This is a genomic window from Nitrospira sp. (genome assembly GCA_016788885.1).
GTDB lineage: Bacteria > Nitrospirota > Nitrospiria > Nitrospirales > Nitrospiraceae > Nitrospira_A.
Window position 1 is genome coordinate 132,921 of record JAEURX010000038.1, and the last position, 21,878, is coordinate 154,798.

The 21,878-nt window shown below is 59.7% G+C and carries 22 protein-coding genes; 1 reads left to right on the forward strand and 21 read right to left on the reverse strand.

Annotated elements, in window-relative coordinates; translation table 11 throughout:
- Positions 1-65: 65 nt before the first annotated feature.
- From JNL86_10605 to JNL86_10665, 13 genes are all read right to left on the reverse strand, one after another.
- A complete protein-coding gene (locus JNL86_10605; protein ID MBL8043354.1) occupies positions 66-1,619 on the reverse strand; it encodes a hypothetical protein in 1,554 nt (517 codons plus the stop codon).
- Positions 1,620-2,113: 494 nt separating this feature from the next.
- Positions 2,114-2,518 carry a hypothetical protein gene (locus JNL86_10610; GenBank protein MBL8043355.1) on the reverse strand — a complete coding sequence of 135 codons (405 nt, stop codon included), beginning with the start codon at positions 2,516-2,518 and terminating at the stop codon, positions 2,114-2,116.
- 335 nt (positions 2,519-2,853) lie between these two features.
- Positions 2,854-3,495: a porin family protein gene (locus JNL86_10615; GenBank protein ID MBL8043356.1), complete on the reverse strand. Its 642-nt coding sequence runs from the start codon at positions 3,493-3,495 to the stop codon at positions 2,854-2,856.
- 200 nt (positions 3,496-3,695) lie between these two features.
- Positions 3,696-3,908, reverse strand: a complete 213-nt coding sequence (locus JNL86_10620) for a hypothetical protein (protein MBL8043357.1) — start codon at positions 3,906-3,908, stop codon at positions 3,696-3,698.
- A gap of 91 nt (positions 3,909-3,999) precedes the next feature.
- Complete coding sequence (locus JNL86_10625) at positions 4,000-5,205, reverse strand: hypothetical protein (protein ID MBL8043358.1); 1,206 nt, start codon at positions 5,203-5,205, stop codon at positions 4,000-4,002.
- Positions 5,206-5,466: 261 nt separating this feature from the next.
- Positions 5,467-6,045, reverse strand: coding sequence for an aminoacyl-tRNA hydrolase (locus tag JNL86_10630; protein MBL8043359.1), 579 nt, complete (start codon positions 6,043-6,045; stop codon positions 5,467-5,469).
- A 5-nt stretch (positions 6,046-6,050) separates the two neighbouring features.
- Positions 6,051-6,818 carry a 50S ribosomal protein L25 gene (locus JNL86_10635; GenBank protein MBL8043360.1) on the reverse strand — a complete coding sequence of 256 codons (768 nt, stop codon included), beginning with the start codon at positions 6,816-6,818 and terminating at the stop codon, positions 6,051-6,053.
- Positions 6,819-6,855: 37 nt separating this feature from the next.
- On the reverse strand, positions 6,856-7,797 hold the full coding sequence (locus JNL86_10640) for a ribose-phosphate pyrophosphokinase (GenBank protein MBL8043361.1): 942 nt from the start codon (positions 7,795-7,797) through the stop codon (positions 6,856-6,858).
- A 295-nt stretch (positions 7,798-8,092) separates the two neighbouring features.
- Positions 8,093-8,995 (reverse strand): 4-(cytidine 5'-diphospho)-2-C-methyl-D-erythritol kinase, encoded by a 903-nt coding sequence (ispE, locus tag JNL86_10645; protein ID MBL8043362.1) that lies wholly within the window; start codon positions 8,993-8,995, stop codon positions 8,093-8,095.
- A gap of 21 nt (positions 8,996-9,016) precedes the next feature.
- Positions 9,017-10,396 (reverse strand): sigma-54-dependent Fis family transcriptional regulator, encoded by a 1,380-nt coding sequence (locus JNL86_10650; protein MBL8043363.1) that lies wholly within the window; start codon positions 10,394-10,396, stop codon positions 9,017-9,019.
- The gene (locus JNL86_10655) at positions 10,381-12,189 is read right to left on the reverse strand and encodes a PAS domain S-box protein (protein MBL8043364.1); all 1,809 of its coding nucleotides are present in this window, start codon (positions 12,187-12,189) and stop codon (positions 10,381-10,383) included. Before JNL86_10655 ends, JNL86_10650 begins: the two co-directional genes overlap by 16 nt.
- Positions 12,190-12,281: 92 nt before the next feature.
- Positions 12,282-13,496, reverse strand: coding sequence for a type II secretion system F family protein (locus JNL86_10660; protein ID MBL8043365.1), 1,215 nt, complete (start codon positions 13,494-13,496; stop codon positions 12,282-12,284).
- Positions 13,497-13,834: 338 nt separating this feature from the next.
- Positions 13,835-14,425, reverse strand: coding sequence for a CDP-alcohol phosphatidyltransferase family protein (locus JNL86_10665; GenBank protein ID MBL8043366.1), 591 nt, complete (start codon positions 14,423-14,425; stop codon positions 13,835-13,837).
- Between the two features lie 121 nt (positions 14,426-14,546).
- On the opposite strand from JNL86_10665, the gene JNL86_10670 reads away from it, so the two are divergent.
- Positions 14,547-14,867, forward strand: a complete 321-nt coding sequence (locus JNL86_10670) for a hypothetical protein (GenBank protein ID MBL8043367.1) — start codon at positions 14,547-14,549, stop codon at positions 14,865-14,867.
- On the opposite strand, the gene JNL86_10675 is transcribed toward JNL86_10670, so the two are convergent.
- The 8 genes from JNL86_10675 to ftsA all read right to left on the reverse strand — a co-directional run bounded on the left by JNL86_10675 (position 14,864) and on the right by ftsA (position 21,831).
- Positions 14,864-15,994, reverse strand: a complete 1,131-nt coding sequence (locus JNL86_10675; GenBank protein MBL8043368.1) for a serine hydrolase — start codon at positions 15,992-15,994, stop codon at positions 14,864-14,866. The two genes, JNL86_10670 and JNL86_10675, sit on opposite strands and share 4 nt — an antisense overlap.
- Before the next feature lie 114 nt (positions 15,995-16,108).
- On the reverse strand, positions 16,109-16,621 hold the full coding sequence (locus JNL86_10680) for a DivIVA domain-containing protein (protein ID MBL8043369.1): 513 nt from the start codon (positions 16,619-16,621) through the stop codon (positions 16,109-16,111).
- 21 nt (positions 16,622-16,642) lie between these two features.
- Positions 16,643-16,939 (reverse strand): YggT family protein, encoded by a 297-nt coding sequence (locus tag JNL86_10685; GenBank protein MBL8043370.1) that lies wholly within the window; start codon positions 16,937-16,939, stop codon positions 16,643-16,645.
- A complete protein-coding gene (proC, locus tag JNL86_10690; protein MBL8043371.1) occupies positions 16,939-17,745 on the reverse strand; it encodes a pyrroline-5-carboxylate reductase in 807 nt (268 codons plus the stop codon). Before proC ends, JNL86_10685 begins: the two co-directional genes overlap by 1 nt.
- 4 nt (positions 17,746-17,749) lie before the next feature.
- The gene (locus JNL86_10695) at positions 17,750-18,457 is read right to left on the reverse strand and encodes a YggS family pyridoxal phosphate-dependent enzyme (GenBank protein ID MBL8043372.1); all 708 of its coding nucleotides are present in this window, start codon (positions 18,455-18,457) and stop codon (positions 17,750-17,752) included.
- Between the two features lie 97 nt (positions 18,458-18,554).
- Positions 18,555-19,292, reverse strand: a complete 738-nt coding sequence (pgeF, locus tag JNL86_10700; protein ID MBL8043373.1) for a peptidoglycan editing factor PgeF — start codon at positions 19,290-19,292, stop codon at positions 18,555-18,557.
- Between the two features lie 40 nt (positions 19,293-19,332).
- Positions 19,333-20,532: a cell division protein FtsZ gene (gene ftsZ / locus JNL86_10705; protein ID MBL8043374.1), complete on the reverse strand. Its 1,200-nt coding sequence runs from the start codon at positions 20,530-20,532 to the stop codon at positions 19,333-19,335.
- 54 nt (positions 20,533-20,586) lie between these two features.
- Positions 20,587-21,831 carry a cell division protein FtsA gene (gene ftsA, locus JNL86_10710; protein ID MBL8043375.1) on the reverse strand — a complete coding sequence of 415 codons (1,245 nt, stop codon included), beginning with the start codon at positions 21,829-21,831 and terminating at the stop codon, positions 20,587-20,589.
- Positions 21,832-21,878 lie beyond the last annotated feature (47 nt).

Consider the following 21,878-nt stretch of genomic DNA (forward strand, 5'->3'; position numbering starts at 1 on the left):
TTAGAACGAATTCATCATCTCGCATGGTCTAAATCTCCACTGGCCTCACTGATGACGGTGACGCACTATTGAGTGCAGGAAAACGTCGGCGTTGAGCCTCCCGGCCAAGGTGTCAGGCGAGGGATATTGGGCAACCCGCTATCGGGAAGTGCCCATCCGTTCGCAAGAAACGCTAAACATTGAAAATTCAGCGCAGGCTGAGCCCCGCCTTGCACGCCGGTTGGTTCCGGGAAAATATACTCTCCGACCGGCGCCACATAGGCACCGGCCGTCAGACCATGTGCAGCCTTGGGTGCGCTCGGCACATCGCTACCGTCCGGCAGTGGCACAGGATCGTCGATGCGCACCATCAGCTCACGCGTGGCACCTCTCAGATTCCCGTTGAGATCAAAGAGTGTGGCGGCTGTTAAGGGAGGCACATATCGAAACCGACCAAACACCGCCTGGTCCTTTTCCGTGCTGTGGAGCAAGCGGACCTTGGGCATGCCTCCGGGCGCCACATCCACAGCGTAGACACTGACACGCCGGCTTGGATCCGTCGTGAATCCTTCAACCTTCAAACGGTCCTGGCATTCGGCAGCAGCGCCGCAATCCACCACTGGCCCCCTTGTTCCAAGCAGTGACTCCTCCAGACTCACATAGGCACGTCCACCGGGTTTGGTATAGATGCCCACATTGGCCACCAGAGTATGCACGGACAAAAAGTCTCCCTGCGCGTCACGCGCTCTCGTACCCGAAAAGGTGATGTAATCGCCGACTCTCACGGGCGCCTGCTTATTCGCATCACACAACGGACAAGCCTTAATTGCGTTATTTCCAAATTTAATCGGCGGCACGAGATCCACGGAGTCCATGACGAAGGTGAGCTCCGCGGGTCGATTTTGATTGGGACAGTGCGCGTCGTTGGCCGCCCGCGGCACACACATGGGGAACCCGGTCAGAGCGTGCACCGTGGGATTGCCTTGATCGACAGTAAAGCGCGGATCAGGGTAGCGAGAGTTCGGATCATCCATACCGATGGGTGGCGGCGGCGAATTCGGCTTGCCGTAACGACCATCCCCCGAAAAGGGGTCCGAGGCATCCAATGCAGGATCATTCAGGCGGATACGCGCATCACCGCCGCCACACGCCACGGCTGTCGCGCTTCCGCCCACACACATCATGCCGGTTGCGGTATCGATGTGATGAATGAAGCCGGCGCCGCTATTCAGCGATTGTTGCGAGATACTGACCAATCCGGCGATATAGAGACCATTCACGATATTCCCGCTCACATCGACCTCAAATGCCGCCAGAGGAGGAAACTTATCGCTCAGCGCGAGCCCGGATTCTCCATACTTTTTAGAGACGCCCTGCGCGTTGTCGAACAGCTGCTGTGCGGTAAAATAGGCCGCCGGCAATTGGATCACGAGATTTTTTGGCAACACCACATCCACGCCATTGACGGTCAGCTTCGCGCCGGACAGCGGATCCGCAGGGCTATCGAGCGTGAAACGTTGGATGTGTCCGATTATCTGAAAGGGAGTCACGACCTGTGAGAGCGCGGCGCGCGGCGAGGCCATGCCACATAAGACAAGTACACCGATCATCCATGTGGTGACAGTGGACGGTACACGCATCGAGAGTCCTCCTCCTGGAAGCAGAGCCACCTAGTATCAATGTGTTCAACGCAATCAAGGCCCGGAGAGCAGCAACTCGCACGAAAGCAGTACGTAAGGGATGCCCGCTGCGTCCGAACTAGGCCGGGCACGAGATACTAGATTGCACAATACTTGCCAAGCCATTTCCCATCAGGGCTCACGAAAAATCACATACGCAGACATCACGCGAATAACGCGTACTGCTCATCAAAGTCCTGGAGCTGCGGCTTGCACGTCGTCACCAATAGCCTGATTGGCGTGATACTCCCACATTCATCTTGGGTGAACGCACATGACTCCGGATGAGACGCGGAGCATACGCACGTCTACGTGAAGCGGAAGACGGTGCCTTATCACTTTGGATACAAGGCCGTATTGGAATGGATACAGAACGGATTCAATCGGCGTGACGACGAGTGATGCAGTGGGTACTTTCGGTGGTTCACGATCGTTGGATGATCGCGGCAACCCCCTCAGTATTTTTTCTTGAATTGCGGAGGAGCATGGCTCGGAGGCGTGGGACGAGGGCCCGGCGCACCTGACGGCGGACGCGCTGCACCAAATCCTCCGTATCCGCCATACCACCCAAACCCCGCTGGCCCATATGCTCCGTAGGGAATACCGTAGTAACCGAATGGATGGCCCCAATAGCCCGCGCCATACCCAATCCCATACCCATAGCCGGGACCAGGCCAATAGGCATAATTTTGGGCGCCCGCGTATCCAGGATCGAGCATGAAGTCTTGCTGAGCGAGCCGTTGCGATTGATGCACGGACTGGGCACAGGCCGACATCAATACTACAGCACAGAGCACCACGGCAGATCCGCAGAGGCTCATAGGTGCGGCTAGATGCCGCTGTACAATTCGTCGATGCATCTCGTCGATCTCCTCTCCGAATCAATACCTTTTCTGAAACTGCGGCGGGGTATTCGCGGGCAGGGACGGACGAGAAGCCGGCGCACTCGCTGAAGGACCGGCACCGCTGGGCGTCCCGCCCGACCATCCATATCCCGGACCATAATACCCGAATGGATTCCACCACGGTCGCGCCCCAGACCAGATCCAAGATTCATCGGCAAAGGCTCCCGTCATGGGACGACTCCATCCTTCTACCCGCTCACTTTGATGGGAGGACTGGGCACAGGATGTGAGAAATACGATCATGGATGCAGCAACAAGCCTGGGGCAGCATCGCATAGAGACAGATCCTTTCAAAAGTGATAGGACAGGCCCATGAAGACTTGATTGGCTCGGTACGTCCCGTCGAATCCCCCCACAGGACCAAAGGCTCCGCCAAAGCGGACTGTCGTATCGGTATACTTATATTCAGTAAATAGTGCGATTTTCGGCGTGATGAACGCCCGCACACCGACGAGCACATTGGCACCGAAGGATACTTGTGAGTCGCTCTCGGTGGTCGCAGACCGACCAAGATGCGCCACGAGGATCGCCGGACCTCCACCAATGTACGGCTGCCAGGTTAAGCCCGGATATCGCAGCACCACATTCGCACCGATGTTCGTGACCGAAAGATGGATGCCCGGCACGTCATCAAGATTCTTAATGTGCGGCGTGCTGTGAGAAACATCTACTTCGATTCCCAGAATCCCATGATTCGGGAATACCCCCAATTTACCGCCGAACGCGGGACTGGTTTTGAGATTGAAATTGGGAGCTTCCAATCCAGCAAGGGAACCGCTCCCTCGGACATTCCGGATCGGGTCCGCGAAGTTCGCCCCAAACTGAGCTGCCGCATACCATTCAGCGTGGGCAAAAGGGGAAGCAAGAAGGAAAAGGGTGGCCCAGACCAACCCGATGCTCAGCCCGCGGGAGACACAAGTCATCAGCGCCATGGCATTCCTTCCATGGGCGAGGCGTTCTCTGATCATACCAGGCAGCCAACGCAACAGACTGGACAACTTTGCCCTGCTCCCCTGAGCGATGTCGAATGCGTGCGGGAAACGATGAGGCGTAACGGAGACTCGATGGAATGCGTGCGAAGCCCTGCGGTCCGCAGCGTGGAGCACCGCGGCCAACCCGGTTGGGAAACGCGCTAGGGCTCGTTCCGTGCAGAGGAATTGTACAACCGATAGAGCGCAAGCCCACCGATCACGGCGATGCCCAGGCCTACCAATGCGTGGGTCCCAAACCCCAGCGGTCCAACGAAGAACTCCGCCACGCGAGGTACGGCCACCGTGGCAAGGAGGACCAATGCCAGCGCGATGAGGTGAATTCGTAGATAAATCGGTTCGCCGGGTTTGCGCATACCTGAGGTCACGTGATCCAACACGCAGTGTACGAACTCCGACGCCATTATTCCAGCCCCGGAGGAAGCACCACGCCGCACATCCAACGCGTTAGTCCTGAATGACGCGTTTCGTGTCGTCCAGGTGTTTGTTCAAATAGGGCATGAACGGCGTGCCCCCGGTCCCGACCGAAGTAGGATTGCTGGCATGCGACTGTTGTTGGCGGAAGATATACCGCTCAGCGTAGTCCAGATGAATCTGACGGAACTGGGCCAACAAATCCACGCAGCCGCTATACGCCCGCCAGAGTTCGGGGTGCGTCGATTTTCTGTCGCGGGCATACCCGAACAACAATGGCCGTCCTCGCGCGTCCGTGCGCGCTTCCAGTGCCGCCAAAAATGCCCGGTGGCGCGGAGGCATGTACTCGCGCATTTCGACCAGATACTGCGTCAGTGGATCCTCGGCATGGGGCACGCCAAGCCCCGCATCCAGGGCTGGCACAATCGAGCTTTGCGACCCCGTCTCACCGCGGAACTGTTGCGGCTGCCCGGCATACTCAGCCACTCCTGCATAGATGAGCCCATTCGGCAGCGCCTGACTGTTCTTCCAGCCGTGAATGTACGGACGCACACGACTGTAATAAATGTAGGGATCACATCGTTCGGGCATACGCAGCAAGGTCTCGCGCATGGCTTCCTGTGCCGTCGCAAGCATTTCCAATCCCGCCAACACGGCATCCACGCGATCGTCCAACGCCGCGTGATGCGCCTGCAGCAGCCCCTGCAATCCAGGCCCCGCCTTCGCCTCAATATCGATGTGAATCAGCACAAACCACTCCTCATCGAGTCCGCCGAGGAAGTTCTGCAACAACACGATATTGCCGAGCTCAATGGGCTTCTGGGGGTCAAGCCGCCGCCAATTGTGCAGTGCGTAGGAAGCATAGGACAGCACGGGCGGACGACCGAGCTGTTGGGCCACCCCGAACCAGGGACGAGCGAGACTCGCCGGCAACCGATCCGCAGGATGGTCGGGGTCTTCCCACACATAGGCATGACTGACAAACGACAGGGCCCGCATCACCGACCGAAAGACATCCAGACCCCATTCGTCCGCCACCGCGCCCATGACTTCATCGCGATCCTGGATGAACCGACGTACCTGTCGCGCGCTGAGAAGTTTGGGCAGTTCCGTACCGATCTGGTTCAGAATCGGCTCTTCCGGCAACTGGTCTACGGGGTCAGTCGCGGGAAGAAATCCGCGGGCGGGTGAAAGGTCAAACGTCGAGGGTACCAGCGGGGGTAGAGATGAGGTCGTCATGGGCGCTCCTGCACCGGATGCTGATCCCTTACTGTACCATAGGCCGAGTGCCGTCTGATGCTACCTTCCCGCTCTCCTGCCGACTGAGCAAGTCACTCTTTGCTCGCAGCCGACTGTGGAGTCGTACGGATCCGGCGCGTGCCGCCCTGTGAATGGAGCCGTCACGGACCGACTGCACGGGCGGTCAAGAGAAGATCGAGAGAAGCACTGGCGCAGCATTGCCACATTGGCGTGTCGGCCGCAACGACCAGTCCGGCATGTTTATGCGCCCTCTGCCTTTTCCCGCACATTGAACTGATTCATGGCAGTTGCGATATCGCGGTTGAGCAGCAGTTCGAGGGCATCGACCGCCCGTTCCAGGCAGGGCTCATACGAGGCGCGTTCTTCCAGGGAGAGCGGCTCCAGCACATAGTCCGCGGTATCTTGCCTCGGCGCCGGTCGGCCCACGCCGATCTTCAGACGGACGAACTGCGGCGTCCCCAGCGCTTCGATCACAGACTTGATACCATTGTGACCACCGCTTCCGCCGTCCCGCCTGATGCGCAAACGGCCTGGTTCCAGATCCAGATCGTCGTGCACGACAACGAGGGCATCAGGGGTAAGACCGAGCTCGCGAAGGAGACCTTTCAGGGGAGGACCGCTGAGATTCATCCAGTCGAGTGTTTCGGCCAGCTCGACGAGTTTGGAGCCGGCGCGACCCGAGCCTCGCTGGGCCGCGCCCTTCCTGGTGAGACGTATCGACCAGCGCACCGCCGCCCGTTCGATCACCCAGCAGCCGATGTTGTGCCGGGTCTCGGCATACTCAGCTCCGGGATTGCCCAATCCAACGAGCAGGCGCAACGCAATTACTTCTTCTTCTCGGGTTCCTTCTTGGCTGGGGCTGCCCCTGCCTTGGGTGCAGCCGCTCCGGCCTTGGCGTCACCCGCCTTACCGGCTTCCGCGCCAGCCGCGCCTTCAGCCGCAGCTTTCCCCTTGGCCGCCACTTCTGGTTCCTTCGCGCCCTCCGCTCCGGCTGCACCGCTGGCAAGCAAGGATTCCAACTTGGCATCGGTCATCGGCGCCGCCACGCTCACGACCATGTGGTCGGGATCATCCAGGAAGCGCAAACCGTCTGTTTTCGGAATATCCTTCAGGTGGATACCTTCATTGATCTGCAATTGCGAAGCATCGATCGCGATGAAATCCGGCAACACAGACGGAAGACATTCAACATGCAATTCGCGCAAGGCCTGATGCAGCACGCCGCCTTCTTTCAGGCCGATCGGCTGACCGCCGGTTAGATGGATGGGGACCTTGACGCGAATCGGCTTATCCATCGCGACTTCAAAGAAATCCGCGTGCAACACGCTACCGGCAATCGGATCAACTTGGAAGTCTCGCAGCAATGCCGTCCGCTTCGCTTTGTTTTTCGCCCCGTTGATCGTGAGAGAAATGAGCGCCGTGGTCCCTGCCTGAGATCGCAAAATTTTCACTAACTCATCCGGCTTGACGGACAGCAGCAGACATTCTCCCTGCCCATACAAGACCGCCGGGACCCGACCGGCACGACGAAGTTGACGTGCGGGGCCCTTGCCTCCGCCATCCCTGCTCTCAACGGTTAACTCGAATTTCATGATGCTCCTCCTCGACCTGTCGCTCGACGCGGACGGCCTACACGAATAACGAACTGACTGATTCATCCTCATGGATACGCCTGATGGCTTCGCCGAACAGCGGCGCCACAGACAACAATTTCAACTTCGGGCACTTCACTTCTTTCCCGCGCAACGGAATGGAATCAGTCACCACCACTTCCGTCAGACCGGACTGCTGAAGCCGTTCCAAAGCAGGCCCGGACAGCACACCATGCGAGCAGCCGGCCCAGACTTCACGAGCGCCTTTGTCGAGGCAGGCTTGCGCCCCCTGCACGATGGTGCCGGCTGTGTCGATCATATCGTCGAGCAACAGAGCACTTTTGCCCTCCACATCACCGATAATATTCATGACTTGGGCCTGGTTCGGTCCCTCGCGCCGCTTGTCGATGATGGCGAGATTGGCCTGAAGCCGTTTGGCAAAGGCCCGCGCGCGCTCCACGCCACCGGCATCGGGAGACACCACGACCAAATCCTGAATTTTGCGTTTGGTGATGTACTCCAGCAACACCGGTAATGCGTACAGATTGTCCACGGGAATATCGAAGAACCCTTGAATCTGGCTGGCATGCAGATCCATCGTCAGCACGCGGTCCGCGCCGGCGGTGGTAATGAGGTCTGCCACCAATTTGGCTGAGATCGGCACGCGCGGCTGATCTTTACGGTCCTGCCGGGCATACCCGAAATAGGGAATCACCGCGGTAATCCGGTTGGCCGACGAACGCTTCAACGCATCGATCATGATGAGCATCTCCATGATCGAATCATTGACGGGCGCACAGCAGGACTGAATCAGAAACACGTCCGCCCCACGCACGTTCTCCTCGACGCGAACCCGGATCTCCCCGTCACTGAAAGACGAAACCGTCGCGGCGCTAATGGGCAGATCGAGATACGTTCCAATCGCGCGCGCAAGCGCAGGATTGGCGTTGCCCGAAAAGAGCTTCATTTCCCTGTTCATTCCACCCCTTCGATGCGGTACGTGGCGATTAACGGTGCTGGTCGAGTTCGTACAACACGGTGGGCACGGACAGGACTCTGAGTCAATCTCCCTGACCTCGTGCACTGCCTGAACAAGCAGACGCCTACCGAAGCTCAGCACAATAACGAAATGTCCCGGAAGTTGTCAACCAAATGAACCACGGTGGAGGATCCGGCAGCGGGGTGGGACGGAGGGAATAACGGTGTCCAGTGAAAGATCGGCCAGGCCGCCAGCAGGCTCCTTCCTGCCAGGCCATTGCTCAACCCGAAACGCCCTATGACAAGGCAGTCGCTTCGGGGGCGCGACCAGCCGGGACGACATACACCTTTCTCTGCGGATCGGCAGCACACACCATTGCAGCCTGCTTGGCCGCTGTTTCGTTTTGAAACACCCCGAACATGGTGGCGCCGCTTCCGGACAGGAGGGCAACCTCGGCCCCTAGACTGACGAGTTGGCGCTTCATCTGGCCCAGCACCGGATGTTGAGCAAAGACGGGCACCTCAAAGTCGTTCTCCACCAGGGGAATAATCTCTGCCCAATCCAACGTTGGGCGGTTCTCCAACTGCTGCAACGAGTCGGAAAGTGGCCGCACACCTTGGCGAGTGGCCGCGAGTTGTTGATAGGCCCATTTCGTTTCGACCGGAAATCCCGGGTTAACCAGCACGATCCACCGCTGCCCGGTAACCTGTACCGGACGAACCACTTCACCCCTTCCTGTCACGCAGGCGGCAGGCGCCACGAAGAAGAACGGCACATCACTCCCCAGTTGCTGTCCCACCTCGGCCATCTGCTGAACCGACCAGCCCAACCCCAACAGTCGGACAAGGCCCAGGATGGTCGCCGCCGCATCACTGCTGCCGCCCCCCAATCCGGCCCCCAGAGGAATCCGCTTTGTGAGCGTAATGGAGAGGTCGATCGGTCGATCCACCCGCTCAAGCACAAGCTGCGCCGCACGGTAGACGAGATTGCTGCGGTCGACCGCCAACGCGGCATGATCACAGCGCAAGGCGATCTGCGACGCTGCGGCAGGCCGCATGGCAAGGGTTATTTCATCGGTGAGACCGACCGTATGCATCAGCGACCAAATGGCATGGAATCCATCAGGCCGCCGGTCAAGGACCCGGAGAATCAGATTCACTTTGGCAGGGGTGACAACACGAAGACTGGTAGAGTTCACTCGCAGATCACTGGGGCGGCGCTAATCCCGGCCTCCTTTGATTTCGTATTTTTCGAGACGGTACCGGAACGACCGGGTATTCAATCGCAGGAGGCGCGCGGCGCGCTTTTTGACCCACTGACTCCGTTCGAGCGCTTTCAACAGCAGGTCCTTCTCAATCGTGTTGATCAGCCCCTCAAGATCCAGGCCGTCTTCCGGCAATTCGGTCGGCACAGTCTGGTGATGGGTCACCGGCTTGTGCAGCCACCCGCGAATATCCGCATCCGTCACCGACGATCCCGTCGTGAAGGCCACCACGCGCTCGATCACGTTCTCGAGTTCTCGAACGTTTCCTCGCCACTCATGCGCCAACAGTACGCGCATGGCCTCCTGGCTCATCGTCGGCACTGGTTTACCACTTTCCTTGGCAAATTTCTCTAGGAAATGTTGGCTCAGCAACGGAATGTCACCGCTGCGCATACGCAAGGGCGGGAGCTTGATCGGAATCACGTCGAGCCGATAATACAAATCTTCGCGAAACGCGCCCTCGGCAACCGCCTTCTCCAGATCTCGATTCGTCGCCGCGACGATGCGCACATCGACCTTCACGTCCTGCATGCCGCCGACCCGACGAAATTCACGTTCCTGAATCACCCGGAGCAGCTTTACCTGAATGGCAGGGGTCGTGTCGCCGATCTCGTCGAGAAAGATCGTCCCGCCGTTGGCTACTTCAAACAATCCGGCTTTATTCGACACTGCGCCCGTGAACGAGCCCTTCATATGGCCGAAGAGTTCGCTCTCCAGCAACGTTTCCGGTACCGCACTGCAATTGACGGTCACGAACGGCATGGCCGCCCGCGAACTGTTGAAATGAATGGCCCGCGCCACCAGTTCCTTGCCCGTCCCGCTTTCCCCGCCGATCAGGACGTTGCTCTTGGAGTCGGCCACCTTTCTGATGACCTCGTAGACCTTCTGCATCGCGTCGCTCTGGCCGATGATCTGGGAAAAGGACGACTGACTGGCCAATTCGCGTTTCAGCAGCATATTCTCGGTCGACAGCCGACGCCGTTCGATCGCATTGCGTATAATCAGTTGCACTTCGTCCACTTGGAACGGCTTGGTGAGGTAGTCGTAGGCCCCGTGCTTCATCGCTTCAACCGCCGATTCCGCCGACGCAAATGCCGTGATCACCAACACCACGGTGTCCGGCGACAAGGCCTTCACGGCCTTCAGCACATCCAGCCCGCCTGCTTTGGGCATCTTCAGGTCGGTGATGACGAGATCAAAAATCTCCTTCTGAATTTGCGCGATCGCCTCTTCGCCGTCCGACGCCACAGTGACGGCATACCCGGCCCGCTTGAGCATGATGCTCAGCACATCGCGCAACCCCTGTTCGTCATCGACGACTAAAATCTTTTCCACGGTTCCCTTCCTTCATGCCGCAACCGAGCCCCGGTTTCCGCAGACTGCGGAAGACACACGACAAAGCGTGCGCCGCTCCCGACTTCGCTCTCCACCTTGATCCACCCATCGTGCAGATCCACAATCCGGTGCACCTGGGCCAACCCCAACCCCGAGCCTTCTTTTTTTGTCGTGAAAAACGGGAGAAAAATCTTGTCGAAGTTCTGCTTGGGAATGCCTTCTCCGCCGTCCTGGAAGCTGATCTCGATGACATCGGAGCGGCGCCCGCCGACTTCCACCCGCCGCACCCCCGTGGCAATCGTCAGCGTCCCTCCGCCGGACATCGCGTCAAACGCATTCACCGCGAGGTTCCAGAACACCTGTTTCAGCTGATCCTGATCGACCTGCGCGACCAGTGCCGCGGGCGCCGTGCGGGAGACGATCGAGATCCCGGTTCGAGACTGCGCTTCATGTTGGATCAGATCCAGCGTATCGGCAAGGACTTTGTTCAAATCTTGTTCGGCAATATGCAACGCGGGCGGCCGCGCATATTGCAGAAACTCCGTGATGATGTTGTCGAGCCGCCTGGCCTCCCTAATGGCAATGTCCATCAACCGCTGGCTGGTTTCATCGGAGCCTACGTCCTGTCGCAACATCTGCATGGCTCCGGCCAATGCTCCGAGTGGATTACGTATTTCATGGGCCATACCCGCGGACATCTCTCCCAGGTTCGCCAACCACTCGCGCCGACGCATCTCCTCTTCCAGGTAGCGAATTTGCGTGAGGTCCTTGAACACCCCCACCAAACCACGTTGCATCCCCTGCTCCTGGAGCGGCGACAGGGTCATACCCAACACCAGACAACTGCCGTTGGCATGAAAGCAATCCACCTCAAAACGCAGAGGCGACAGCGACGTCATGTCTGTAGTCTGCGCTCCGTCCGTTGGGTGCCAATTGAAGACTTCCTGCCACAAACGGCCCTGCACATCCGCGAACGCATAACCGGTCACCTCATGCGCCGCGGGATTGAACGAGGTAATACGGCCCTCCTGATCGGTCGTAAATACGCCGCTGCTGATGCTGCGCACGATATTTTCGTGGAATACCTGGAGACGATTGAGCCCCTGCTCTTTCTCGCGTAAAGACTGATCGGCATGCCGAAGCTCGTCGGCCAGTACACTGCTCAAGAATCCAACCACCAGGAAGGCGAGCCCATACACTTCAAAGGTCTGCAACGCTTCGGGTCCTTCCAGCTTACTGGGGGGCAACCAGATGGAGGCGTTCAAGAGCCCGAAATATTGAACAGCCGTGATGGCCCCGAACAGCAGGGTACAACCGGCTCCCGTGACAATGCCGACACGCCGGTGCGGAACCAGGCTGGCCACCGTCACCGTGATGACATACAACACGGCAAATGGGCTCTCGACACCTCCGGTCCGCGCGATCAGCACGGTTTCGAGGAGCACATCGATTCCGACCTGCACCCAGATGAATGCCGTATACGCAGCGGCAGTCCTGAGCCGCCGTAGCACCAACGCGTAGAGGATCGTAATGGTGTAGGTAACGACGATGAGTGCGGTAAACGTGGGCGCTGACTCGCCACGCGTCGACTGAAACGCCAGGGATAATCCCAGCATCAACGTGACCAGGACCACCCGCAGCCCCATCAGCCAGTGGAGCCGCGTCTTCAACTCAGGCATGGCGCGCTCGCCAGCCGGCGTGGGATGCGCGTCAACAGCGTGCGCAAGCACGAGTTGCCGGGCGCCGGGCGATTCGGCGTCGGTGGACGGGACTGGGCAGGTTGAAGACAGCATGCCGGGCGCGTTGCCCTGATGGATGTGCGACGCACGGCCCTTTCGTCAGATCGGGCCGCGCGCCGGAAATCGGACGCGAGTGTGCAGCGTCGTTATTGGATGGCCTGCGCCATCGTGAAGATCGGCAGGTACATGGCGACGACGATAAACCCGATGATGGTCCCCAACACCACCATCATGATCGGTTCCAAAAGCGAGGTCAGTGTCTCGACGGCCTGATCGACTTCGTCTTCATAGAAATCGGCGATCTTTCCGAGCATGGCATCGAGCGCGCCGGTGGATTCTCCGACGGCGATCATGTGCGTGACCATTTTGGGAAATACGTTGCACTTGGCCAGTGGCTCGGAAATGGTTTTTCCGCCGCTGATACTCACCCGCGCATTCATGAGCGCTTCTTCGATCACCTTGTTGCCCGACGTCTTGGCGCAAATGCTCAGCCCTTCCAATAACGGCACGCCGCTGGTGATCAAGGTGCCGAGGGTGCGCGTAAATTTCGCAACGGAGGCTTTCCTGATCAAATCGCCGACGATCGGCATCTTGAGGAGCAGCCGGTCGATCACCACCCGTCCGTTCACCGTGGCATAGTAGCGCTTGATCGCGAAGATGGCGCCAGCCACCGCCCCAAACATGGCATACCAGAAGCTTTGGAAGAAATTGCTGACGTTGATGACGATCTGCGTCGGGCCCGGAAGTCCGACCTTGCCGCCGGACATTTCAGTGAACATTTGCGCAAACACCGGAATGACCCAGACCATCAACACGCTGATGATGACGACCGCCACACCAACGATCGCCGTCGGATAGACCATCGCCGACTTGATCTGGCCCTTCAGTTTCATGGCCTTTTCAATGTGCTTGGCCAACCGGGTCAAAATCGTATCGAGCAGACCGCCGACCTCGCCGGCATGGATCATGTTCACGTAGAGATCGTCGAAGACCTTCGGATGGCGCTTCAAGGCGTCAGAAAATGTGGAGCCGGCTTCCACGCTGTTCTTCACGTCGCCGACCGTTTCGCGCAGGACTTTATTTTCAGACTGGGTGGACAGAATATCGAGACATTGAATCAGAGGCAGTCCGGCATTGATCATCGTGCCGAATTGGCGGGTGAACACGACGAGGTCCTTATCCGTCAGTCCGCTCCCGATGTTCAGCTTAAACTTTCCGCCGCCTGACTTTTCTTCCAGGCTGGTGACCACAACCTGCTGCTTGCGAAGCTGGTCCACCGCCTCGTCTCTCGTTTTGGCGGTGAGTTCCCCCTTCTTCACAGCGCCCTGGCGAGTGCGTCCGACATAGGTGAATGTGCTCATAACGCGGTTTTCACTCCTTTGAACGCCAGGCAGGACACGTAGGTATGCAGCGGAAAACTATGATCGAAGTCTATAAGACGACCTAAAAACTGTCAAACAAATGCACGAAAAGGAACCGGCAGGACAGGGCGAACCACGCATCCCAGCAAGGCGACCGCGCGCGAGCCCGGATTCTTCATGCATGTCGTCGCGAGGTGTTCGAGACCGAAGCCCGCCGGAGCTTCTCGCAAGCGAGGCCGACGCAGACCTACTGACAGTTCGTCGAGGAGGCTGAACGAGAACTGCCCCGCCGAGTGAGAGCATCGGACGACGGAGCCGTCATTCATGAAAAGTCCGGGCTAGGCTTGACTGGAGGTGATACGGAAGTACCCGCGGGAAAGGTAGTGCAAGCCGGACATGAGCGTGACCCCGCCCATCAGGTAGACGAGCGGATCGAGGACGGCGAGATCGAGCCGCCGCGAGGCAAAGAACACGATCGCAATCAGGGTCGTCAGCTGGATCAACGTGGTGACCTTGCCCAGGACCGTCGGCGAGATGTCGACCTGCGTCTGGGTGAAATGGGCCACGGCCGCACCCAACATCAGCATCAGATCGCGACTGGCCACCAGAATCGTCAACCAGAGGGGAACCATGTGCATCACGGACAGGGTAATAAACCCGGTCGTCAGCATGAGCTTATCCGCCAGAGGATCCAAAACTTCTCCGAGCCTCGTCCGTTGATTGGCGACGCGGGCAATGATGCCGTCAAGGGCATCCGTCACGCCGGCGATGAACAGCGTAGCCAGGGCGTAGTCGAATTGTTCATAGTTCAACAGTCCGACGTAGACCGGGATCAACAAGATCCGCAACATCGTCAGGCTGTTCGGGACGTTCATATTCATTGAACGGATGGTGCGAGCTTCGCCCTTGTAGCGTTCTGAGAATTCCACCGGAGCCGCGCATCATAGAAACCCCGTAGAACCTTGTCAACGACGGTTGCACTCCACACGGGAGGTCCCTATAATCGAAACCCGTACAACGGGCCCAGGTGATGATCGACGGAGGTTGTGTATGAGCGGACTTCCCCTCCTCTTCAAAAAAGAGGGACTCATTGAACGGCACCAAGTCGAGGGGATTGACCCAAGCGACCGGTACTTCAACCGGGCCATCCTTGTCAATCGGGTGGCCGCGGGCTATACGGGCAAAGTCACCTATGAGGCCTACGCCGTCGAAGGCTCGGCTCACCCCACCACCGGGGCAGCCGTCAAAGCCGTTGTCGAAAAACTGCGCGATGTCGGGTTTACTCGATTGCGTACACGCTTGAATTTCAAGGGCAGCCGCTATCTCGCCGAGAAAGAAACCTGGACCGACTATCCGGATCTTCCCGCCTAACTTTTCAACAGCTCGCGACAGATCAGATCGTGAATCAACGGGCGGAAGAGGCGAATCTGCTCGTTCCGTCTCGTTGGATGCACGCGATTCGAGAGTAGCACCACTTCCAGTTCCTTCATCGGATCGATCCATACAGAGGTGCCGCTAAACCCAAGATGTCCAAACGACTCAGGGGAAAATCGTGTCCCTGACGAGGATCGGACCGATGGGGTATCCCAACCCAGCGCCCAACTGGAGTTCGGCACTCCCTGCCTGTTGCTCGTGAACAGACTGACCACATCGGGCGACAACAAACCCGGCTTCTTCCGGCGACCATCCATCCACGCCCGCGCAACCGCCAGCACCGCTCGCGCAGTGCCGAACAATCCGGCGTGACCGGCCACCCCACCGAGTGCGTAGGCATTCTCATCATGGACTTCCCCACGCAAGATACGCCCCCGCCACGAATCTTCCTCCGTCGGAGCAATAGCCTGAACGGCATCACAGAGTCCGGTGGAGGTTGGAGCGAGCCCGTGCGGTATATACCCGAGTGGGCAGGCACCAAGCGGCACAAAGATTTCCTCGCTGCAGAATCGCTCCAGCGGCCGGCCGGAGACCCGCTCCACGACCCATCCCAACAGCATAAACCCCAGGTCGCTATAGAGGCTGCGCGTCCCCCGTTCGTAGATCAGCTCTTCCGCGGCGATATAGTCCAACACCGCCGCCCGCGCGGCTGCACTTCCGAGAAACCCGGGGTGCACCGCGTCTTGTGAGGCTATTCGTTCATAGTAGGGCCGCCACCCAGGCAGCCCAGAACTGTGTGTGAGCAGGTGCCGCACGGTCGCCGCACCAATGGGATGATCACGAAGTTCCGCCAGAATCCCTTCGATCCGCTCATCCAGTTTCAGCAGTCCACGCTGCACGAGCAGCACCAGCGCCGTGGTCGTCGCTAACACCTTGGTGAGAGAGGCGAGGTCATAACAGGTGTCACCCGACACCGGCACACTAGGTTCCTTTTGCGTAAGCAAGCCGGCAGCTCCTTCAAACACCATGGCTCCACGCAACCGGACGGCCAACACCGCGCCGGGAAACGTGCCGTCATCGACCGCCGCTTGCAGCGCCGACTGAAGTGGATGTGCTGTGGCCATGTCTACAGGGCTCCGTTCAAGAGGAGAAGCGAGAAGGTGTGCCCGAGGAGGCTAGGCCACGCCGACGAGGCAGGCTCAGGTGGCAAGGAGGGGGATTCGAACCGCGCAGACGTGTCACCGGGCAGGGCTTGATTCGCCGGCCAGTTTGCCTTCGACGGAGGCCGCATCTGCTTGATAGGCATCGCTATCCTCGACCTCCAGCATCCGCTCAAAGGAACGCAGGGTGGAGCGAAACCGTTCCACCATCATCAGACGTTGTTTCTGAAGATCCGCGACGCCCCGCTGCATCTCCGTAAGGCTGACCTTGGCCTGGCGGATGATCTCACTGGCTTTCAGTTCCGCTTCCTTGACGATCAGATCAGCCTCGCGCTGCGCCGAACGCTTCACATCCTCGGCCAGAGTCTGCGCCGACACCAACGTGTTGGAGAGGGTCGCCTCCGTGCGTCGCAGATCGGTCACTTGCTGCTCGGTCGCCGTGAGCTTCTCGCGAAGCAGACTGTTCTCCCGATTCGCATTCTCAACCGTGAGCGCCAACTCCTCGAGGAAGCGGTTCACTTCGTCCCGGTCGTATCCCCGGAACTTCACCTGGAAGACCATCTGCTGAATGTCGATGGGAGTAATTTTCATGCGACACCTCTTACCCGACAGTTAGTGCATCCGGACGGCGATATCCCTCAAGGATTGAACCACGGCATATTGCAAAAAGACAAGGATCAGGATTGCGATCATCGGTGACAGATCCATGCCCATACGCCATCCGATCATCCGACGAATGGGCGTAAGCACCGGTTCCGTCGCCCGCTCCAAAAATTGGACGATGGGATTCCACGGATCCGGATTGACCCAGGAAATCAACGCACGGGCGATAATGACCCACATGTAGAGCCACAACACTGTATCCAGGATTGTAGCCGTGCCCTGCAACACATTGCCTAGCACAAACATCAGCGTCCCAACTCCTGTGAACGTTTCGTGGCCGCCTCGACGGCCGCCATCAGACAACCCCGCATGCCTCCGACCTCCAACTGATGCAACCCGGCGATAGTCGTGCCCCCCGGCGAGGCCACCTGATCCTTTAAACGAGCCGGATGCTCACCCCGCTCCAGGACCATCCGCGCAGCCCCAAGGACCGTCTGGGCCGCCAACAATTGCGCGGTCGCTCTGGGCAGTCCCATCTTGACCCCGCCGTCGGCCAAGGCCTCAATGGCCACAAACACATAGGCCGGCCCGCTCCCGCTCAAGCCGGTGACGGCGTCCATGAGCCGTTCTTCGACCGCAACGACCGACCCCACGGCCTCAAACACTCTCCGCACTGCCGCCACATCGTCCGCGGGAAGATCTGCCTGATAGGCCAATGCCGTCACACCCTCGCGAACCAACGCCGGTGTATTCGGCATGGCACGCACAATCCCCCGCGGCTGTGTTACCCGCTCGCGGATCCAGGCAACCGTCACTCCTGCCGCGATGGACACGATCAACTTTCCGTCGAGCGCCGACCCGATTTCGCTCAGCACAGCTGGCATCGCCTGGGGCTTGACCGCCAGCACGACGAGATCCGCCTGACGAACAGCCTCGCGGTTCTCCTCGCCGACCCGAATGCCGAACCGTGATGTAAGGAGATCGCGGCGGGCGGCCACCGGATCCGTGGCGCAAATGGAATCGGGGGCGGCCGCCTGCGACGCCACCAACCCACCGATTAAGGCCTCAGCCATTTGTCCGCCGCCGAGAAAGGCGATCGACGTCTTCACCAGTCCACTACTCACCACGCGCTCCAAAAATTGCCGTACCAACCCGCACGTACGTCGCGCCTTCCTCCACGGCTACGGGGTAGTCATGCGACATCCCCATAGACAGCTCCTGCATATTAATGTTCCGGCACCCCAGTCCTGTCAATGCCTGAGCCAGTTCTCGCAGTTGCCGAAAGTAGGGACGGGCATCCTCCGCAGCCGGTGTGGGGGGAGGAATGGCCATCAGGCCTCGAACCTCCAGATGCTCAAGGTCATTCAACGCCGGCAGGACAGCCGCCAAGGCCGACGGCGAAAATCCTCCCTTACTGAGTTCGCCTCCAAGATTGACCTCCAGCAGGACACGTTGCCTCAGCCCCGCCGCCTTGGCCTGACGATCAATCTCCTCCGCCAGCGCGAGGCTATCGACCGAATGAATGATGTCGAACCGGCCGACAACGGACTTGGCCTTACGTCGTTGCAACGTCCCGATAAAATGCCAGGTCACTCCCTCGCGCCCCAAGGTGTCGATTTTGGGAAGCGCTTCCTGGAGCCGGTTTTCGCCGAGATGCCGAACCCCGGCATCCACCGCTTCCCTCACCCGTTCGACCGGGATGGTTTTGGACGCAGCCACGAGGTGCACAGTCTCAGGAACCCGCCCCGCACGATGGGCGGCACGACGAATCTCCTCCCTCACCACATGCACCCGGGCCGCAATCGTATCCTCTCCTGCTTCCATACTGCGCCTTGCGGATGACCCACTGCCCCCCTGCTGTCCCGAAGGCCTCCGGCAGCGGGCCGAATCAGCCAGCGCTCCACATCAACTCGATACGGACTTACCGGCCCGGCAGGAGCGCAATCCCGCTGACCATCGTGGCGTTGACCACACCTTCACGGCGGTAGCTGAAAAATAAATCGGGCTGGCAGATGGTGCAGGCATTGACCATGGCGATGCGGTCCGCACTCAGGCCATCGGCAAGCGCCTGCCGGCGCACGAACGCACGCAGATCGAGGTGGGCCTTGTTCGCAGCAACCGGCCTCACCACCGCGTGCCAATCGGAAAGCACCTCGCGCAGCTTCGATAACACGGGCTCATCGACTTCGTAACAGCAGGGACCGGCCGAGGGCCCGATCGCCATTCTCAATCCTTCGACGGTGGCCCCGAAGCGATCCACAAGCAGCGCCACCGTCTTCGGCACAATACCGGCGACCGCCCCACGCCACCCCGCATGGATTGCGGCGACCACTCGTCGACCAGGATCGTGCAGCAGCACGGGAACGCAGTCTGCCGTCCGCACGGTCACCATCACCCCCGGCTGGTCGGTCACGACCGCGTCCCAGCCGCCCTCGAAGGTGGCTCCATGCTCGACCGGCTTGTCGACCACCAGCGCGTCTGTGCCATGCACCTGTTTGACGGACACCATCACGGGCGCCGCCCCATCCCGATGCTTGGCCTGGGGCGCAGAGGCGCGACCCGGTGTTACTGATAAGCCGGACAACCGGGTCCCGAAAAAATGCTCAACCCCATCCGCATCGGTCGCGAACGAGGGAACCGTGATCATCTCAGACGCCATCGTCCGTTCCACCCTCACCAGTTCGTCGATTGGCGACAGCCTAGTCGGCCTGCTTCCTTAGGAACGTCGGGACATCCCACTCATCATCACCGACCACGGCAATTCGCTCCACCGCTTCCCGCGTCTCACCCAGACGGCGAAGGAAGGTCGGTCGGTCGATATCCTTGATGGGTCGATCCGAAGCCGCGGCATGGACGCCCGTCAGCACCTGTTGCGCAGGGCGTCCGTTGGGTGTCCGTGCGACAGGGCGTTCGGCGGTGGTCGGCCGAGCAGCCGGTTGCTCCTCCCGTTCGAACCCCGTGGCAATCACGGTCACGATCAGGTCGTCACCGATTTCGGGATTGATGACCTGCCCGACGATGATGTTCGCTTCGGCATCCGCCGCATGTTGCACGATCGACGCCGCTTGCTCAACCTCGTGCAGCGACATGTTCGGACCACCGGTGATGTTCAACAACACCCCGCGAGCCCCCTCCACGCTGCCCTCTTCCAAGAGCGGGCTGCAAATCGCCTGTTGCGCCGCGTCCTGAGCCCGGTTCGCGCCGCGCCCGATCCCCATACCCATCACCGCGCGACCCGTGTGCGCCATGATCGTCCGCACATCGGCGAAATCGACGTTGACCAATCCGGTCGTGGTGATGACGTCGGCGATGCCTTGAATCGCTTGCCGCAACACATCATCCGCCACTTTGAAGGCATCCAGCAACGGCGTCGCCTTATCCACGATGCCCAGCAATCGTTGATTGGGGATGATGAGCAGCGTATCGACGTGGCGGCCGAGATCCCGGATCCCTTCCTCGGCATGGCTCATCCGGCGATGCCCTTCGTACTGGAACGGTTTGGTCACGACCGCAACGGTCAGGATTCCCAGTTCCCGCGCGATGCTCGCCACGATCGGAGCAGCGCCGGTTCCGGTGCCACCGCCCATGCCGGCGGTCACAAACACCATGTCCGCGCCGACCAGGCTCTCACGGATTTCATCTTTGCTTTCGAGGGCCGCATCGCGTCCGACCTCTGGCTTGGCGCCCGCACCCAGACCACGTGTGCGCTCCGGGCCGATTTGAATTTTGTACGAGGCCTGCGACCGGTCGAGCGCCTGCACGTCCGTATTTGCCGCCACGAAGTCGACCCGGCACAATCCGCCGGTGATCATCGTGTTGACGGCGTTGCACCCGGCCCCTCCGACACCGATCACTTTGATGCGAACGGGCGACTGCGGTTCCTCTTGAAATGAAAACATTGTGGCACCTCCCTTGACGATGGCGCGGACCCGGCATGACGCCGACCGCGAAAGTTAGAAAAAGTCGAACATCCACGATCGCATGCGATCGAACACTTTCCCGAGCCCTTTGCCGTGACGCATGCCGGCAGCCTCCAGATTGTCGGCATGTTGACGCGCATGAAGGAGTAACCCGACGCCGGTCGCGTGCATCGGATTGCTGACGATATCGCGCAGCCCGCCGATGCCTGTCGGCACACCGCGACGAGCCGGAAGATTCAACCCGCGTTCCGCCGCGTCCGGCATGCCTTCCAAGAGCGACGTTCCGCCCGTAATCACAACGCCCGCGCCCAGCATCCCTTCGTACCCGGCCCGCACGATTTCGCGCTTCACCAGATCGAACATTTCTTCGACGCGCGGCTCAAGAATTTCCGCGATGTCGCGGCGCGTAAATTGCCGCGGCGGCCGATCGCCGACCGAGGGCACTTCCACCATCTGATGGCCGTGCACCAGTTCGGTACGCGCGATGCCATGCTGCACTTTGATTTTTTCGGCGTCGGTTTGTGACGTCAGCAACCCGATGGCCAGATCCTTCGTCAGATTCTGTCCGCCGATCGGTAGGACGGCCGTATGCCGGATGCTGCCGTCGAGGAAGATTGCGAGATCGGTCGTCCCGCCGCCCAGATCCACCATGGCGACGCCCAGCTCGCGCTCCTCCGCGCTCAACACCGCTTCGCTGGAGGCCAGCGGCTGCAGGATAATATCGACGACGTCGAGTCCCGCGCGATTCACGCTCTTGATGATGTTTTGCGCTGAGGTCACGGCACCCGTGATGACATGCACATTGACTTCAAGCCGGTTGCCCGACATGCCCAACGGATCGCGGACCCCTTCCTGATCGTCGACCATGAACTCGCGCGGGATGACGTGCAGAATGCGCCGTTCATGGGGAATGACGGCCAACGTCCTGGCGCTTTCCACCGCGCGGCTGATATCCTCACGGGTCACTTCCTGTTTTTTCAGCGCCACCACGCCCTTGAGGTTTTCTCCCGAAATGTGGCTACCCGCGATGCCCGTATAGACCGAATTGATCTGCACGGCCGCCATGAGTTCCGCCTCTTCAACCGCTTTCTTGATCGATTCGACGGTGCTTTCGATATTGACGACGACACCTTTGCGAAGCCCGCGCGAAGGACAGGAGCCGACGCCGATGATGTTCAGCGGGCCCTCCTCCGGCACTTCGGCGACAATTGCGCAAATCTTGGTCGTTCCGATATCGAGCCCGACCAGGATATGATCCCGCTTAGACACTCGGCTCACCCCCTTCCCCGAACAATGACGCGGTCGGCAAAGCGAAGATCGATTTC

Excerpts from the sequence above, each read along its gene's own strand:
- JNL86_10615 (MBL8043356.1), bottom strand. The coding sequence starts at position 3,495 with ATGGCGCTGATGACTTGTGTCTCCCGCGGGCTGAGCATCGGGTTGGTC.
- JNL86_10605 (MBL8043354.1), bottom strand. The coding sequence starts at position 1,619 with ATGCGTGTACCGTCCACTGTCACCACATGGATGATCGGTGTACTTGTC.
- JNL86_10675 (MBL8043368.1), bottom strand. The coding sequence starts at position 15,994 with ATGGCCACAGCACATCCACTTCAGTCGGCGCTGCAAGCGGCGGTCGAT.
- pgeF (MBL8043373.1), bottom strand. The coding sequence starts at position 19,292 with ATGGCGTCTGAGATGATCACGGTTCCCTCGTTCGCGACCGATGCGGAT.
- JNL86_10660 (MBL8043365.1), bottom strand. The coding sequence starts at position 13,496 with ATGAGCACATTCACCTATGTCGGACGCACTCGCCAGGGCGCTGTGAAG.
- JNL86_10625 (MBL8043358.1), bottom strand. The coding sequence starts at position 5,205 with ATGACGACCTCATCTCTACCCCCGCTGGTACCCTCGACGTTTGACCTT.
- JNL86_10655 (MBL8043364.1), bottom strand. The coding sequence starts at position 12,189 with ATGCTGTCTTCAACCTGCCCAGTCCCGTCCACCGACGCCGAATCGCCC.
- JNL86_10680 (MBL8043369.1), bottom strand. The coding sequence starts at position 16,621 with ATGAAAATTACTCCCATCGACATTCAGCAGATGGTCTTCCAGGTGAAG.
- ftsZ (MBL8043374.1), bottom strand. The coding sequence starts at position 20,532 with ATGTTTTCATTTCAAGAGGAACCGCAGTCGCCCGTTCGCATCAAAGTG.
- JNL86_10695 (MBL8043372.1), bottom strand. The coding sequence starts at position 18,457 with ATGGAAGCAGGAGAGGATACGATTGCGGCCCGGGTGCATGTGGTGAGG.
- JNL86_10640 (MBL8043361.1), bottom strand. The coding sequence starts at position 7,797 with ATGAACAGGGAAATGAAGCTCTTTTCGGGCAACGCCAATCCTGCGCTT.
- JNL86_10685 (MBL8043370.1), bottom strand. The coding sequence starts at position 16,939 with ATGTTTGTGCTAGGCAATGTGTTGCAGGGCACGGCTACAATCCTGGAT.
- JNL86_10610 (MBL8043355.1), bottom strand. The coding sequence starts at position 2,518 with ATGCATCGACGAATTGTACAGCGGCATCTAGCCGCACCTATGAGCCTC.
- JNL86_10635 (MBL8043360.1), bottom strand. The coding sequence starts at position 6,818 with ATGAAATTCGAGTTAACCGTTGAGAGCAGGGATGGCGGAGGCAAGGGC.
- JNL86_10670 (MBL8043367.1), top strand. The coding sequence starts at position 14,547 with ATGAGCGGACTTCCCCTCCTCTTCAAAAAAGAGGGACTCATTGAACGG.
- JNL86_10620 (MBL8043357.1), bottom strand. The coding sequence starts at position 3,908 with ATGCGCAAACCCGGCGAACCGATTTATCTACGAATTCACCTCATCGCG.